At 64.3% G+C, this 14,742-nt stretch carries 15 protein-coding genes; 5 read left to right on the plus strand and 10 right to left on the minus strand.

The window, feature by feature from the left end; all coding sequences use genetic code 11:
- Window positions 1-4: 4 nt before the first annotated feature.
- The 4 genes from JRN21_04605 to JRN21_04620 all read right to left on the minus strand — a co-directional run bounded on the left by JRN21_04605 (window position 5) and on the right by JRN21_04620 (window position 2,992).
- The gene (locus JRN21_04605) at window positions 5-439 is read right to left on the minus strand and encodes a hypothetical protein (GenBank protein ID MDG6988590.1); all 435 of its coding nucleotides are present in this window, start codon (window positions 437-439) and stop codon (window positions 5-7) included.
- 1 nt (window position 440) lies between these two features.
- Window positions 441-1,352, minus strand: a complete 912-nt coding sequence (pyrB, locus tag JRN21_04610) for an aspartate carbamoyltransferase (GenBank protein MDG6988591.1) — start codon at window positions 1,350-1,352, stop codon at window positions 441-443.
- 64 nt (window positions 1,353-1,416) lie between these two features.
- Window positions 1,417-2,301, minus strand: a complete 885-nt coding sequence (locus tag JRN21_04615) for a polysaccharide deacetylase (protein ID MDG6988592.1) — start codon at window positions 2,299-2,301, stop codon at window positions 1,417-1,419.
- A gap of 73 nt (window positions 2,302-2,374) precedes the next feature.
- Window positions 2,375-2,992 carry a pyroglutamyl-peptidase I gene (locus JRN21_04620; protein MDG6988593.1) on the minus strand — a complete coding sequence of 206 codons (618 nt, stop codon included), beginning with the start codon at window positions 2,990-2,992 and terminating at the stop codon, window positions 2,375-2,377.
- 103 nt (window positions 2,993-3,095) lie between these two features.
- Between JRN21_04620 and JRN21_04625 the strand changes: the two genes are divergently transcribed.
- On the plus strand, window positions 3,096-4,049 hold the full coding sequence (locus tag JRN21_04625) for a metallophosphoesterase (GenBank protein MDG6988594.1): 954 nt from the start codon (window positions 3,096-3,098) through the stop codon (window positions 4,047-4,049).
- Between the two features lie 4 nt (window positions 4,050-4,053).
- On the opposite strand, the gene JRN21_04630 is transcribed toward JRN21_04625, so the two are convergent.
- On the minus strand, window positions 4,054-5,751 hold the full coding sequence (locus JRN21_04630; protein MDG6988595.1) for an amino acid permease: 1,698 nt from the start codon (window positions 5,749-5,751) through the stop codon (window positions 4,054-4,056).
- 281 nt (window positions 5,752-6,032) lie between these two features.
- Here JRN21_04630 and JRN21_04635 point away from each other — a divergent pair, with 281 nt between their 5' ends.
- The 3 genes from JRN21_04635 (at window position 6,033) to JRN21_04645 (ending at window position 8,587) form a co-directional block, all read left to right on the plus strand.
- On the plus strand, window positions 6,033-6,710 hold the full coding sequence (locus JRN21_04635; GenBank protein ID MDG6988596.1) for a hypothetical protein: 678 nt from the start codon (window positions 6,033-6,035) through the stop codon (window positions 6,708-6,710).
- 64 nt (window positions 6,711-6,774) lie between these two features.
- Window positions 6,775-7,398 carry a pyroglutamyl-peptidase I gene (locus JRN21_04640; GenBank protein ID MDG6988597.1) on the plus strand — a complete coding sequence of 208 codons (624 nt, stop codon included), beginning with the start codon at window positions 6,775-6,777 and terminating at the stop codon, window positions 7,396-7,398.
- 10 nt (window positions 7,399-7,408) lie between these two features.
- Window positions 7,409-8,587, plus strand: a complete 1,179-nt coding sequence (locus JRN21_04645; GenBank protein ID MDG6988598.1) for a serine hydroxymethyltransferase — start codon at window positions 7,409-7,411, stop codon at window positions 8,585-8,587.
- 113 nt (window positions 8,588-8,700) lie between these two features.
- Here JRN21_04645 and JRN21_04650 read toward each other — a convergent pair whose 3' ends face one another.
- The 3 genes from JRN21_04650 to JRN21_04660 form a co-directional block, all read right to left on the minus strand.
- Window positions 8,701-10,062 (minus strand): MFS transporter, encoded by a 1,362-nt coding sequence (locus tag JRN21_04650; GenBank protein ID MDG6988599.1) that lies wholly within the window; start codon window positions 10,060-10,062, stop codon window positions 8,701-8,703.
- Window positions 10,063-10,293: 231 nt separating this feature from the next.
- Window positions 10,294-10,650 (minus strand): nucleic acid-binding protein, encoded by a 357-nt coding sequence (locus tag JRN21_04655; protein ID MDG6988600.1) that lies wholly within the window; start codon window positions 10,648-10,650, stop codon window positions 10,294-10,296.
- Window positions 10,647-11,804, minus strand: a complete 1,158-nt coding sequence (locus JRN21_04660; GenBank protein MDG6988601.1) for a thiolase family protein — start codon at window positions 11,802-11,804, stop codon at window positions 10,647-10,649. The genes JRN21_04655 and JRN21_04660 overlap by 4 nt, the downstream gene beginning before the upstream one ends.
- 63 nt (window positions 11,805-11,867) lie before the next feature.
- Between JRN21_04660 and JRN21_04665 the strand changes: the two genes are divergently transcribed.
- Window positions 11,868-12,620: an N-acyl homoserine lactonase family protein gene (locus JRN21_04665; GenBank protein MDG6988602.1), complete on the plus strand. Its 753-nt coding sequence runs from the start codon at window positions 11,868-11,870 to the stop codon at window positions 12,618-12,620.
- On the opposite strand, the gene JRN21_04670 is transcribed toward JRN21_04665, so the two are convergent.
- Together JRN21_04670 and JRN21_04675 are read right to left on the minus strand one after the other, a co-directional pair.
- On the minus strand, window positions 12,617-13,459 hold the full coding sequence (locus tag JRN21_04670) for an enoyl-CoA hydratase/isomerase family protein (GenBank protein MDG6988603.1): 843 nt from the start codon (window positions 13,457-13,459) through the stop codon (window positions 12,617-12,619). The two genes, JRN21_04665 and JRN21_04670, sit on opposite strands and share 4 nt — an antisense overlap.
- Before the next feature lie 67 nt (window positions 13,460-13,526).
- A complete protein-coding gene (locus JRN21_04675; GenBank protein ID MDG6988604.1) occupies window positions 13,527-14,717 on the minus strand; it encodes a CoA transferase in 1,191 nt (396 codons plus the stop codon).
- Window positions 14,718-14,742 lie beyond the last annotated feature (25 nt).

The following is a 14,742-nucleotide window of genomic DNA, read 5'->3' on the forward strand; positions in this document are numbered from 1 at the left end:
GCGCTCAGGTCCCGGGGTGCTGGCCCAGAAGCTCGGCGGCCGCCCTTTCGCCGTCAGCGTACCGCTCGCAGTAGTTGCACTGGAGCAGCAGAGGCTTCGAGCTGACGACTCGGAACCCCGCCTTCACCGGCTCCCTGGGCTGGTTGGTGACGCAGTTGCCGTTGGCGCACTTCATGAACGCGGGGAGCGACTTCGGCGGCGCGGGCTTCACCTCCTTCTCCTTCCCCCGGCTCGCGGCGAAGACGCGCGCGTCTGGCAGGAGGAGGGCCAGCATGGAGAGCCTCGCGTCACCGGGCCCCTCCGCCTCGAGCCTCAGGACCGCGACCCCTCCCTCCTCGGCCGACGGCGCGGCCGTGGAAGGGCCGAGCAGCTTGAGCGCCTTCTGGGCGTCTGAGGCGGCGACGCGGACCGTGAAGCTCTGCCGCGCTCTTCCGGCCATCTCACTCCACCACCTCGGACAAGAGCGCCATCCTGACCGGGAGCCCGTTCGCCGCCTGCTGGAAGTACCGGGCGTGGCGGGTGGAGTCGATGTCGAGCGGGATGTCGTCGATCCTGGGGAGGTGGTGCATCACTATCATCTTGCCGCGGGCGCCCTCGAGCATCTTCCTCGTGATGAAGTAGCTCCCCTTGAGCCTCTCGTACTCCGCCGGGTCCGCGAACCTCTCCTTCTGCAGCCTGTTGACGTACAGGACGTCCAGCTCCCCCAGGACGTCGTCCACGCGCTCCAGCTGGGTGTACTTCACGCGGGCGCCGTCGAGCTGGTCCAGGACCTCCTTCCTCATCCTCAGCGCAGGGGGGCTCACGAGGAAGAGCTCGACGTTCTTGAACATGGTCAGCGCTATGGCCAGCGACATCGCGGACCTGGTCTGCCTGAGGTCGCCCAGAAGCGCCATCTTCACGCCGTCCACCCCTCCCACCTCCCTGCTGATGGTGTACAGGTCGGTGAGCGTCTGCGTCGGGTGGTGGTGTGAGCCGTCGCCGCCGTTGAGGACGGGGACGTCGGACACCTCGGCGGCGAGCTTCGCGGCCCCTTCTATCTTGTGCCTCAGGACTATCACGTTGGAGTAGCTCGACCCCATCCTGATGGTGTCCGCCAGGGACTCCCCCGTCACCACCCTGGCGCTGGACGGGTCGGCGAAGCCGACGGCGGACCCTCCCAGCCTGATCATGGCGGTCTCGAAGCTCAGCCTGGTCCGGGTGCTGGGCTCGAAGAACATGGTGCAGATGACGCGCCTCTTCAGGAGGTCGGTGCCTGTCTTCGTGAACCTCTTCATCCCGTCCGCGACCTGGAACACCCTTTCGATCTCGCCGCGAGAGAAGTCGGTGATGGCCACGAGGTCCCTCCCCTTCAAGCCTGTGCTCCTGGAACGAGAACCGCCCGCGGGCAACCCCGTCCTCTCCGAACCTGGCCGCAGGTCAGTCCTTCCAGCAGTTCGCCAGATCGATCGCCCTGGCGAACCAGATGTCGGGCCTGGTCTGGATGTACTGCAGGGTCCGCTCGACCAGCATCAGGTGATGGGCCCTCCCGGTGCTCTCGGGGTGGAGGACGAACATGTAGAACCCGTCCTTCTCGTTGTCGTACATGTAGTCGAACTCCTCCTTCCAGTTCTCGAAGACGTTCGACGGCGCCTCCAGCCTCGGGTAGAACGAGTTGACCCCCAGGAAGTAGGCGAGGTCGTCCATTATCAGCTCGTTGACCGGGATGTTGAGCAGGTTGACCTCCTTTCCGAAGGTCGGCGGCTTGTCGAAGTGGTACACGTCCCCGTCCCTGACCTTCGAGGCGTGGAAGTCGTGCGGGCCCATGTGCTGCGAGATGTACTTGAACCCGTACTCGATCATCAGCTTGATGCTGACAGGGCTCAGCTCGTTGGCGGCGGGGATCTCGAACGGCACCCGGTAGCCGTAGGGCCTTTCGCCCGTTGCCCTCTTTATCGCGTCTATCCCCTTCTCCCACATCTCCCTCTCCTGCTTCTCGTTCAGGGAGGCCGGGCACTCGTGGAAGTACCCGTGGTGGGCTATCTCATGCCCCTTCGCGTGCATCGACTTTATCAGGTCAGGGTAGGTGTCTGCGATGACCCCCGGGACGAAGAAGGTGGCCTTTATGCCGTACTTGTCGAGCAGGTTCAGGATCCTAGGCATGCCCGTGACGATGCCGAACTCCCCCCTCGAGAAGTTGATGGGCCCGTAGTTCCCCGAGCCCATGAGCCCCACCGCCCTCATCCGGAGCATTATGGACCAGGCGTCCATGTCGAAAGAAACGCAGACGGCCGCCTTCTTGCCCTTCGGAAGTACCAGCGACATCGCGGGTGAGCGATGGTGACGGAGGACGGTATAAAAATCTGCGTCGGCTCCGCTTTGCTCCGGGGCTGGACCGCTAGGTCCCCACGCCGGCCGTCGCCCTCTTGCAGGCCCCTATCGAAGCCCGGACGGCCCGCGCCTCGTCCTCGAGGCTCATGCTGGGTCCGCCCGCGCCGAACATCCCCGGGAGCGGAGGGAGGTGGAGCTGCCCCACCAGACACCCTCCCCCCCTGACGGAGGTCCAGTGGAGGAGCGAGTACAGCGCGGCGTTCCTCACGTGGGTCCCCGCCTCATAGGAGGGGAAGGCGGGGATGCCTGCCTCCCTGATGGCCGCGACCACGTCGTCTGCGGGAAGGGTCGAGGGGTAGGCGAGCGGGCCCCCGGGGACGACCGGAGCCCCCGAGGGGGCGTGCCCCGCGTGGTCAGGCGTCACCCTGTCCCCGACGAAGGAGCTCATGACGTTCACCGCTATCTTTTCGACCTTGACCCAGCCGGGGAGGTCCCACGCCAGCGAGATGGCCACGTCAGGGCGCCACTTCAGCAGCGCGCCGTCGACCTGCGTAGAGATCGTCGGGAAGTCCTCGACCAGCTCGGCCCCGACGGCTTCGCCTGTCCTTTCGAACTCTGACACCAGCTCCATCGACGGGCTCCTTCTGCCAGGGACGGGCCTGAAACCGGTCAGGAGGACGCGCACGGGAAGGCCAGAAGGGGAGCCGCGGCTATAAGAATTCGGAACGCGCCGTCCGCCGGGGGCCCGGTTCAGCTTAATATTCCGTCGGGCCGCTGCCGGCGGCGGCGTGGCGACTTCGCGGATATTCTTCATCACAGACGTCCACGGCTCGACGCGATGCTTCAAGAAGTTCCTGAACTCGGCGAAGTTCTACAAGGCGAACGTGCTCGTCCTCGGCGGCGACATCACAGGGAAGGCGCTCATCCCCCTGGTGGACCAGGAGGACGGGACGTTCAGGTGCTCCTTCGAAGGGGAGGAGCTCCGGCTGAAGAGCAAGGGCGAGGCCGAGAGCCTGGCGGCCAGGGCCGCCGACTCGGGGCTCTACGCCCAGGCGATGAGCAGGAAGGAGGTGGGCGAGCTGTCTGCGGACCCGAAGGAGGTCACGCGCGTCTTCAACGAGGCGATGGTGGGGAGGGTCAGGGAGTGGGTCGCCCTCGCCGAGGAGAGGCTCGGGAAGAGCGGGGTGAAGTGCTACATATCTCCGGGGAACGACGACATCTTCGCCATAGACGGGGTGCTGAGCTCGTCCCCCTACGTGGTCAACCCGGAAGAGAGGGTAGTCGACCTGGACGGAGGGCACGAGATGATCACCCTCGGCTACACCAACCGGACCCCATGGAAGAGCCCGAGGGAGGTGGACGAGGACGAGCTGGGAGAGAAGGTGGAGAGGATGGCGTCACAGGTCAAGGACATGAAGTCTGCGATCTTCAACGTCCACGTCCCGCCCAAAGACACCCTCCTCGACAAGGCCCCGATGGTGGACGAGAACCTGAAGGTGGTGGTCAAGGCCAACCAGGTGCAGATGACCTCCGCCGGGAGCTCCGCCGTCAGGAAGGCCATAGAGTCGCATCAGCCTCTGCTGGGGATCCACGGCCACATCCACGAATCCAAGGGGATGGTCAGGATCGGAAGGACGCTCTGCGCCAACCCCGGGAGCGAGTATGGGGAAGGGGTCCTGAGGGGGTTCTTGGCCCAGGTCACCGACGACCGGATAGACTCGTATATGCTGACCGCCGGGTAGAAGCCTACTCTGGCGGGATTTCCTTGTACGCCAGGGTGATGTCGACCCCGCGCTTCTTGTTGTACCAGTAGGAGCCGCCGAAGGCGACGATCCCCAGGACCAGGCTCCCTATGATGAAGGAGAATGTGATGGAGTTGAGGGCCCAGACGCTCTGGTAGGTGAGGAACTGGTACGCCAGGTACCCGAAGACCCCCATGTTCAGCACGCCCGCCGCTCCCAGGACCCCTTTCATGTAGCCCGCCTCCTTCTTTATCGCGTGGACGACCGCCGAGAGCCCGACGATGATGAAGTATATCATCGAGGCCAGGATGGCGCCGAACAGCGGGTTGGTGCCTGCCCCGAGGTTCGAAGTCGTGTAGTTGTAAGCCGCAATCCCCACCAGGACGACTGTCACCACCAGGGAGATGCCGAAGGCGACGACGGGAGACCCGAACCGCGCGCTCACGCTCGATATCCTCGAGGGGAGGAACCTGTCGAACGACTGGGCCAGCAGATACCTGGAGATCACTATGACGCCATAGGCGAGTATGCCCAGGTTGGCCAGGATCCACCCTAGGCCGATGAACGCGGCCAGCGCAGGGTTCCCCGTGAGCCCCATCGCGAGGGTCCAGAAGTTGAACCCGACGGGCATCCCGTAGACGTAGGCCGGGGTCGAGAAGGCGGCGTTGGTGAACGGCTGTCCGGCCGCCCAGTACATCGTCGCGATGCTCCCGACCAGGAACGAGAAGGCGAGGACGGCGGAGATGGGCACGTTCCACTTCAGGGCGCCCTTCCCCTTGATCTCACCCGCGACGGCCGGGGCGGCGTTCAGCCACGGGAAGACGAAGGCCGCTATCAGAGGAAGGAGGAAGATGGTCGGCCCCCAGCTGAAGCCGCTGACCCCGCCGGGCCCGCCGGTGTGGTTGCCTGCGACCACGTTGGCATACGTCGACCCGGGCGCCGTGGCGTTGGTGAAGTACCCGTTCCCTGTCACCCCGTTGACGTAGTTCTGGACGCCCGCCGGGCCCGCGCTGAGCATGGTCCCGATGGCGACGAACAGGGCGATTATGCCGACGATGGTCAGTATCGAGACGAGCCTGTACCCGGCCTTCGGCTTTATGACGTTGATGCCGATCAGGATGGCGAATATGAGCCCGCCGATGAGGAACTGGAAGGCGGGGGTCGCGGGCGCGCCCGGATAGGCGCCCTGAGGCGTCGCGAGGCCCGTGTAGAAGGAGCTCGAGGGGCTGAAGAAGAGCCCCACGGTCCCGATGGCGAAGACGGTCGAAAGCGCGATGAGCGCGAGATAGGCGGTCGTCTCGCAGGTGTATCCCATGAAGGAGGCGATGCTCCCTATCGGGCCCCCGAGGTTCCTTGACACGAAGACGTAGTCCCCTCCGGCGCGCGGGTACCGCCGCGTCAGCACGGTGTAGATGACTATCTGGGGGACCGAAAGCACGAACGCGATGATGCAAAGATAGACCAGGTTCACCCCTGCGGTGCTCTGCCCCGCGAAGTACATGGGGAGGAGCCCGGAGATGCCGACGAGCCCAAGGAGCGCCCCTATCGACATGTTGCTCAGGTTCAGAGCGATGCTGTCGAAGAACGACACGTTCTTGACGAGGCCGGTGGCGTCGCGCACGAAGACCGGAGATGCGGACGGGCTCGTGGCCTGAGCCCCCGATGCCGGCGAACCGACAGCTAGTCTCTCCTTTTCTGACAAGGGTAGAACGTGCAGCGCACATCCCGTCGGAGTTCGTATTTAAGCACCATTAGCGGCCCTTTTTTCCGGCGCAGAGGGTGCCGGAGGGCCCTCTGACGGCGCGCGGAGTCTCCGGCCGACGAAAAGATTGATAGAGCCAGGAGAGCGGACAGACGAGTCGGAGCAGGAATCAACTGAGCGCCCCCAGCGTCCCCCTCGAGTCCCCGGAAGAAGAAGCAGCGCGGATAATCAGGGCCGCCGAGGGGAAGGGGATCACTCTGCGACTTTTGGGCGGCGTCGCCGTGTCTCTCCGTTGCCCGTCGGCCAGGAAGCCGCCGCTCGGTCGCCGCAGGGTGGACATCGACGTGGTCGGGCGAAGGAAGGAGGCTTCGAAGATCAACCAGCTCTTCAAGGAGCTCGGCTACAAACCCAGAGAGAGGTTCAACGCGCTCCAGGTGACCAGGCTCATATTCAACGACCTGGCGAACGCCCGGAGGGTCGACATCTTCCTTGACGTGTTCGAGATGAGCCACAAGTTCGACTTCCGGGGGCGGATGGGGCTCGATCCGGACACCCTCCCCCTCGCCGACCTCCTGTCCACGAAGCTGCAGATAGTGGAGATCAACGAGAAGGACATGAAGGACATCCTCGCGATCCTGCTCGACCACGAGATCACCCAGGACGACGCCGCCGGCGGGATCAACGGGGCCTACATCGCCAAGCTCTGCGCAGAAGACTGGGGGGTCTACAAGACGTTCACCACGAACCTTGGGGTGGTCCTGGACCATGCCGCAGGCCTGGGGGTGGACGAAGGGCAGAAGGGGCGCGCGTCGGGCCAGGCCGACAGGCTGAGGACCATGATAGAGCAGGCCCCGAAGGGGATGAAATGGAAGATGAGGGCGGCGGTGGGCGAGAAGAAGCGCTGGTACGAGCTCCCCGAGCGCGACCAGGAGGTCGTGGACTCGGGGGTCGGCGCCTGAGCCCCCTCGCGGCCCGTCCGGCCCGAAGAACGTTTTAATCGCGACCTCACGCCGCTCGGCCAGGTTGCGCATCCTCCTGGCGGGGTTCGAGCCCTGGAAGGGGTCGGTCAACCCGGCTGGCGCCGTCGCCAAGAGCCTCGACGGGATGACCATAGAGGGGGGACGGGTCGTCGGCGTGGAGGTCCCGGAGGACTTCTACGGGCTCCCGCGCATCACCCGCTCCCTCGTCAAGGAGCACAGGCCAGACGCCGTGATATCGCTCGGATGGGACTACACCCGCGCCGTCAAGGTGGAGAACGTGGCGGTGAACATGATGTTCGCTGTCTTCGGCGACCAGCTGGTCCCCGACAACCGCGGGCGGTCCCCCCGCGGCGTCCCCATATCCAAGCGCGGGCCGGTGGCGCTCAGAAGCACGCTGCCGGTCAGGTCGATCGTCTCTGACCTGTCGGCCGCAGGCATACCTGCCGTCGAGTCCTACGACGCGGGCACCCACGGCTGCAACACCATGATGTACTCGTTCCTGATGGCCGTCAGGAAGGAGCGCCACGGCGTGTCGGGCCACATACACCTGCCGCCGACCGAAGGGGTGGACGCGCGCTTCCCCGTCGAAAAGATGGAGCTGGATACCGAGAGGAAGGCCATAGAGATAGCCGTCGGCTCGTGCGCGAGGAGCCTCCGCAGGAGGTAGGGGAGAGCCCTTGGCCCGCAGCGACTTCCTCAGGCTGGCCGCCTCCTACGAGGGGTACAGGCGGACCACCCTCAACATGATCCCCAGCGAGAACGCCCTGAGCGACGACGTGCTCGCCGCCCTCGCGTCCCCCATGGCAGGGAGGTACGCGGGGCTCCCCGAGACCTATGGCGGGAGCGGGAAGTTCCACGAGATATGGGAGAGGTGCGAGGAGCTGGCCAGGTCGGTGTTCAGGTGCAGGGGCGCGAGCGTGGTCCCCGTCTCGGGCCATGTGGCCGGGATGATGGCGCTCGAGGCCCTGGCGAAGCGGGGAGCATCCGTCGCATCGGTCCCTCCTTCGCACGGCGGCTACAGGGGTTATTCGCAGCCCTACGTCCCCGAGATCCTGGGGATGAAGGCGTTGGAGCTCCCGTTCGACCAGGCGGCCATGAACGTCGACGTCGAGAGGGCAGTCGCGCTCGTGAGGCGGGAGAAGCCGGCCGTGACAGTGCTCGGCGCCACGGTCTTCCTCTTCCCCCATCCGGTGAAGGAGATCGCCGAGGCGGCCCACGCGTCTGGGGGGAAGGTGGTCTACGACGCGTCGCACGCCATGGGGCTCGTGGCCGGCGGCGTCTTCCAGGACCCGCTCCGAGAGGGCGCCGACGTGGTGGTCGGCTCCACCCACAAGACGCTCTTCGGGCCGCAGGGAGGGATAATGTTCTCCGACGACGAGGAGTTCATGAAACGCGTAGCCGGAGGGTATGCGTACCGGTTCGTCGACAACTTCCACCTCAACAGGGTGGCCGCGCTGGGGGTGGCCCTGGAGGAGGTGAGTCGCCACGGCGCCCGGTATGCCAGGGACGTGGTGGCGAACTCCAGGGCGCTGGCCGAGGCGCTCCACGGAGCCGGCCTGCCGGTGGCCGGCGCGGCAGGCGGGTTCACCCGGTCCCACCAGGTGCTCCTCTCGGTGGGGGGGAAGGGGGACGAGACCATGGGGACCCTCGAGGAGGCCGGGATCATCGTCGACTCCAGGGTGAGGTTCGGGACCAACGAAGTGACGAGGAGGGGGATGGGGCCCAGAGAGATGAAGGCGATAGCGGGGCTCGCAGCCCAGGCGCTCCTCGACGGACGGGCGCGGGAGGCGAGGGCGCGCTCGAGGGCCCTGGCCTCGAGGTTCAGGAAGCTGCGCTACACCCTGAAGAGCGCGTGACATCCGGGAAGATAGGCCTGAAGTCTGCCAGAGCTCGACGCCTCCGCCTGAGCGCCTTCGGCTCTCGTCGCGTCATCGTCGTCCTAGCAGGTGGAACGGCGCCGGCGCTCGTGTCAGGCGTTCTCTTCTTGTGAAGCCACGGTCACGCTGGAGTAGTGCCCTGTCTCTCTGCCGTACTGCAGCCATATGACGGCCCCTACCACTCCGACTACCCACAAGAGCACGTTCAGGTACGCGAACCCCGTTATGTCCAGATAGGCCAGAGCCAGCGTGGCAGGGACGTTGAGGGTGTAGGCTATGATCCTTACCGCGCCCGTGTACAGGGCTCTCCTGCCGGTGGGCCAGATCTCTCCCTTCAGCGTGTTAAGCGCGGCATATCCGAGCGCGAGGAACACGTTGAAGACGGCCACGTACCCCCAGAACAGGTTCACGGAAGTGGACCACTGGGAGATGGTGCCGGTTATGAGCAGGGCCATCACCAAAGTGCCTATGTAGAATCCGAATATGTTCCACCTCCGACTTATCCTGTCAACGTAGAACGCGAAGATGATGGTTACGATAGCCTCGATTGTGTCCGACACGAAGATGATCTGGGAGGTGATTGAAGAGAAGTAGACGGGCCCCATGCTGAACACGAACAGGCCGAAGCCGATTACGTTGGCTATCGTCATGCACGTTATGGCAACCAGCCTGAGCGATATCGACGGAGACTTCAGCGGCGCGACCAGCCGCGCGGTTGGAGCAGCGGCCGTCCCGGCGCCGCCAGCGTCGGCCGCCACGTTCGAGGAGCGTGCAGACGACGGACTGGTCCCATAGTACTTCTGGGCAGTCGCTCCTGCGTCGCTTTTCCTCCCTTTGGCTTCCAGCCACCTGATGGACTCGGGCATCTTGTATCTGCTGACCAGCAGGATGACCAGCAGCGGCACCGCTGACGAGGCGACGAGCTCCCTCTGGAAAGTGACCTGACTGGAGATGCTCAGGAAGTCGATGGCGGCGAATATGGCGGGGCCGATGGACACGAAAGAGTAGACCAGGTACAGCACCTTCGCGCGGATACGCGTCGGGAACATCTCGGGGATGGCCGCGATCACCGTGTTCGTCTCTCCTCCCCCCGCGATCTGTGAGAGGGCGAGGAACACCAGGACGAGATAATAGTTGAAGGAGAGGAGTATGCCTACCGCCGACAGAAAGTAGAGCGCCATCGTGACAAAGAACGCGGTCTTCCTGCCGATCCGGTCGGCCAGCACCCCCATGAAGAGTATTCCGACTATGAAGAAGACGCCCGGCCACACCAGCAGGAGATACTTGAAGACGGTGTTGGTGACCGCGATCGAGTACCATCCGGTGGCCAGATACGCCCAGCTGTAGAAGGAGGCCTGCATCATTACGCCGATGGCGAACGAGACGAAGGTCCAGGTATTCGCCTTCGTCCATTTGGACTCCTCGATGACTTCATGACTTATGTCAAAAGTCAACTGCCGCGAAATCGGTTATGGCCATTTATATTCGTTAGGTGGGCATGGACCTTCCGGGACTGTCATCCGGGTAGCGCCCGCGCGGAACCCGGGCCCATCCAAGCCAGCCGGCCGGCCCAGGCACCCGTGACTCCCTACGTCGTTGACGCGCCTCCTCAGCGGCGAGGCGGCGTCCGCGCCTGAGGAGAGGGCGAACTCCGCGCCGGAGGGCCCAGGGCGCGGTCACTGCCGCTAAGCGTCGGCCCTTGCGACCGGGTACTTTCGCCCTTTCAACTCGGCGAAAGCTACGCGGACGTCCGTCCCGACGTCGGCCTTCCCGCTCTCCAGTACATTGCAGTATATCCTGAACCCGTCGAACTCCACGATCCCGTAGGTCGTCCTTCCACCGTCTTTCTTCTGGATCCGGGTCAGAGCGAATATCTTGCCCCTTCCATCGCTCTCCTTGACCTCCAGGGAGGTGGAAGAGCACCTAGGACAGAGCGTCCTGGGATAGTAGAACCTGTGCTTGCACCCGCTGCACTCGAGGTAGGGGAGCCTGTCCGCGTCAAGTTTCTCATGATACGCCCTCCTCAGCTCGTCCAACTTCAATTCTTCTCGCCCAGGACCAGGGTGACCGAGTGGCTCCTGCTCCAGCCACCGATCCCGTTGAGATACACCGAACCGACGCCAGAGACTTGGTGCCCCTCCGCCATGCCGTTGAGCTGCAGCAGAGCCTCCTCGAGGAGGACGCCGCCGCTCATGAAACCTGGCTGCCCCATGTTCAGGCTCCCGCCGCCCGTGTTCAGCGGCACGTCGCCCTTGTATGTCAGGTCGTGTTTCTCGACGAACTCTCCGCCTTTCCCCTTCGCTGCGAGCCTGACGTCTTCGATCTGCATCAGCGTGGTGATGGTGAAGGAGTCGTAGAGCTCGTAGGCGTCGGCCCTTCCGGCTTCGAACGAAGCTCGTCGGGAGCTCTCGACGGCCGGGGTCGACACGATGTCCTCCTGCTCAGGGGGGAGCTCGTGCCAATGCCCTTCGCCGTACCCGAGGATGTCGAGCGTCCTCAGCCGCGTCTGCTTCTTGCTCACTATGAATGCGTGGAAGCCGTCTACCGGGTAGACTATCTCCAGAAGGTGGAGCGGCTCCGCGACCATAGGGGATGCGATCACCTGCTCGGGCGTAAGATCGTCTTTGAACAGAGCCCTGGCGTTGCGCTTGGCGTTGAGCCTCTGCTGCGCCGCGATCGTCGCCCTTTGCTCGTCGGTCGTGCCGAACAGCCTGGAGTGCCTGAATGCGGCCAACGCGTAGTCCGAGACCGGGTTGAGGTCGTCGTAGACACGGAGGAACTCGTCGAACGGCGAAATCGCCACGTCCGGGTAAGCCCTGTCGATGGAGTCCACGGTGACCGCCTTGGCCCTCACGTCTGACGCCTTCCCGCCGATGAGGCAGAGGACGCTTTCGGCCTCCCCCGCCCTGATGGCCTTGTAGGCCCTGTGGACCGAAGCGAGCGCGGACGCCCCTCCAAAATCGAGGGTGTCGACGTATCTGGCCTTCAACCCCAGATATTGCCTGACCTGGTTGGTGAACATGAGCAGGTTGGCCTTCCCGTCGAAGATCCCCGGCAGCTCCGTCGTCACCAGGCCGTCGAGCTGCTTCATTTCCATCCCTGCCATTTCCAGGGCCTCGGCGACGGCCTCGCTCAGCAGGTCGAAGGCGCTGCCGTCGTACTTCTTGTAGATCCTCCCGGCGAAACCGGCGAACAACCTCTGCCCTCCGACGGCGGGTCTGGCCACCACTTATATGACTCTCAGGAGGGTCGTGACCGATTGCCGCCCCCGCAGGGAGTCTGGTGCCTGAAGGTGGGAGAGATCAATCTGTGGAAAGCCGAGCTGACCTACGGGGTCGACTTCGACGTCCGGGTGGCGGCCCCGATCTTCGTGTTCCTGATAAGGTCCGAGCGGGAGCTGACGTTGGTGGACGCTGGCTTCAGGCCCGGAGCCGCTCGCGCTGACAACTCGGCCAAGGGGACCATACAGCTCCTTCGGCGCGCCCTGAAGAGAACGTCTGTCGAACCCGGCGACGTCAAGAACCTGGTCCTCACTCACCTTCATACAGATCACTCGTCTTTCATCGGGGAGTTCAAGCGGGCGAGGGTCTTCGTACAGTCGAGGGAGGTCGAGTTCGCAAGGAACCCCCTCCCGACTCAGGCGCCGTTCTTTGACGCCGGCGCACTGGACGCCCTGCAGAAGTCCGACGTCGAACTGGTCGAGGGAGACAAGGAGATCTCCGGCGGCGTTCGACTGGTTCACACCCCCGGACACACCCCGGGCTCCCAGTCGGTCGCGGTCAGGCTGGGCAGGTCTGGCTTCGTCATCTGCGGCGACACCATACCGATGTATCACAACTGGCACCCGTCGGACAGGCGTTTCGGCACCCCCGTTGCGCTTCCCAGAATACCCCCGGCCATCCACAGCGACCTCGGGGACTGGTTCCGAAGCTGTCGAAAGATTGAAAGCCTTTCTGGGACTTTGATTCCTAGCCACGACCCGCTTCTCGCGGACGGCACCGTTTTCCGCTAGCGGGCTGGGCGCTCTTCCCGCTCGCCGCCTTCAATCTCTCGGAAGGGCCTGTCCCTCAGCTTCAGGAACTCCTTGAAGCCGACCTTCTCGGCCAGCTTCATCCACTCCGCCGAGGCCCCTGAGCCCAGCAGCAGCGCTTCCTGGCGGGCGGCGAAATCCATAGGGAGTCCGAACCTTTCCGCTCCGTACCAATGATTCACCATCGCCTTGTTCATCCGGAGAGCTCGCAGGTCTATGTGCCCCAGCTTCCTGGCGAGCTTCGACACCTCCCTGTCAAGAGCGTCGTCATCCACCGCCCTGTTTATCAGGCCGATCGACTCCGCTTTCTCGGCGTCGACCAGGTCGCCTGTGAGGAGGAGCTCCATCGCCAGGTTCCTGCGCACGTTGGACGGGACCAGCAGCCTTGCGACCCCCTCGGCCTGCCTTATCTCGGGAGTTCCGAACCTGCAACTGCGGGCGCTCAGGATGATATCGCATGCATTGGCGAGGAAGAACCCGTATCCCAAGGCGTAGCCTCTGGTGGCCGCGATCGTCGGCTTAGGATAGGACAGGATCATCTTGAAGAGCCTGTTCTCGCTGAGGAAGAGCTTCTTCCACGCGCTCGTCGGCTTGACTTCGGTCGACGGATTCCCCAGGTCCGCCCCAGCGGAGAAAGCCCTCCCTTCCCCCTTCAGCACCACGGCGTGGACCCTGTCGTCCGCAACGCAGGCGGCAAGATGCTCGCGCGTCTTGGCGCGCATCTCGTCGTTGAACGCGTTCAGCTTGTCCGGCCGGTTGAACGTTATCTCTGCGTAGCCATCGTGGACGTTCAGCAGGACTACGGAGTTCGCGCTTGGCATGCTGCCGGGGTTTTGAACTGGCCCTCGGGGTGGAATAAGGGTTTGCGCCTGACTGACGCGGCCGGGTCTATGAGATGACGCCTTTGCCGCGAAGCGTCAGCAGCTGGTCTTTGGTGTACCCGAGGGCGCCGAGAACCTCGTCGGTTTGCTCACCCAACGCCGGAGGTCTCCTGGTGACCCGGGCGGGAGTCTCTGAGAATTTCATCGGCAGATTGAGCATCTTGAGCTTCCCCACGACCTCGTCCTGGAACTCCACTATGCCGCCCCTGTAGATGAGCTGCGGGTCCTGGAGGGCTTCGGCCACCGTCTTCACGGCCGCGCAGGGGACATCGACCTTCTCGAGTTCCTGGACCCAGTACTCCCTGGGCTTCCGGCTCAGAACGCCCTGCAGAGCCTGATGCAGCTCCTGCCAGTTGCTCGCCCTGGCCGGCCGGGTCGAGAACTTGGGGTTTGTCACTATCTCCTTCAGCTCGGGTATGCTCGCCGCCCGCTGAAAGACGCCGTCGTCGGGCGCCTCGATCACGAAGAAGCGACCGGACGCATCGGAGTAGACGCCCATGAAGCCGACCTGCCTGGCCCTCGTGAGGTTGTCGAAATTCGAGTCCATTCCCTGCAGCACGGGTATGGCCATGTACTGGAGCAGGAAGGCGGCCGACTCCAACAGCGACACCTCCACGAACTGGCCGACCCCCCGCTTCTCTCGGGCGAACAGGGCCGCCAGGATGGCCTGCGTGGCGACCATGGCGGTGGTCAGGTCAGCCAGCCCGAGCGGCGCCGTCGGCGGCGCCCGACCGTCGCTGTAGAGGCTCAGGAGCCCGCTCAGCGCCTGTGCCACCAGGTCGTAGGAAGGCCTCTTCGAGGACGGCCCGTCGTGGCCATACCCCGAGATCGAGCAGTAGACTATCATTCTGTTGACCTTAGAGATGTCCCCGTAGCCGACGCCGAGCCTGTCACAGACCCCCGGCCTCATGTTCTCCACGAAGACGTCAGCCGTTTCGCTCAGCTTCTTCAGTATCGAGACGCCGTCCGGCGTCTTGAGGTTCAGAACAACGCTCTTCTTGCTCCGGTTCGAGCCCATGAAATACGTGCTCATCCCGTGATAGACCGGGGTCGCGGCGCGTTCAGGGGAGCCCACTCCCGGGGGCTCGATCTTGATCACCTCCGCCCCCATGTCGCCGAGGATCATGGTGGAGAACGGACCCGCCACGTGCCTCGTCATGTCGACTATCCTCACGCCTTTAAGTGGGCCGTCACTCATTCGAGCTAGAACCGCTCCGCGGAAG

Source organism: Nitrososphaerota archaeon (genome assembly GCA_029785825.1).
GTDB lineage: Archaea > Thermoproteota > Nitrososphaeria > Nitrososphaerales > Gagatemarchaeaceae > UBA183.

Excerpts from the sequence above, each read along its gene's own strand:
- JRN21_04675 (MDG6988604.1), bottom strand. The coding sequence starts at position 14,717 with ATGAGTGACGGCCCACTTAAAGGCGTGAGGATAGTCGACATGACGAGG.
- JRN21_04615 (MDG6988592.1), bottom strand. The coding sequence starts at position 2,301 with ATGTCGCTGGTACTTCCGAAGGGCAAGAAGGCGGCCGTCTGCGTTTCT.
- JRN21_04670 (MDG6988603.1), bottom strand. The coding sequence starts at position 13,459 with ATGCCAAGCGCGAACTCCGTAGTCCTGCTGAACGTCCACGATGGCTAC.
- JRN21_04605 (MDG6988590.1), bottom strand. The coding sequence starts at position 439 with ATGGCCGGAAGAGCGCGGCAGAGCTTCACGGTCCGCGTCGCCGCCTCA.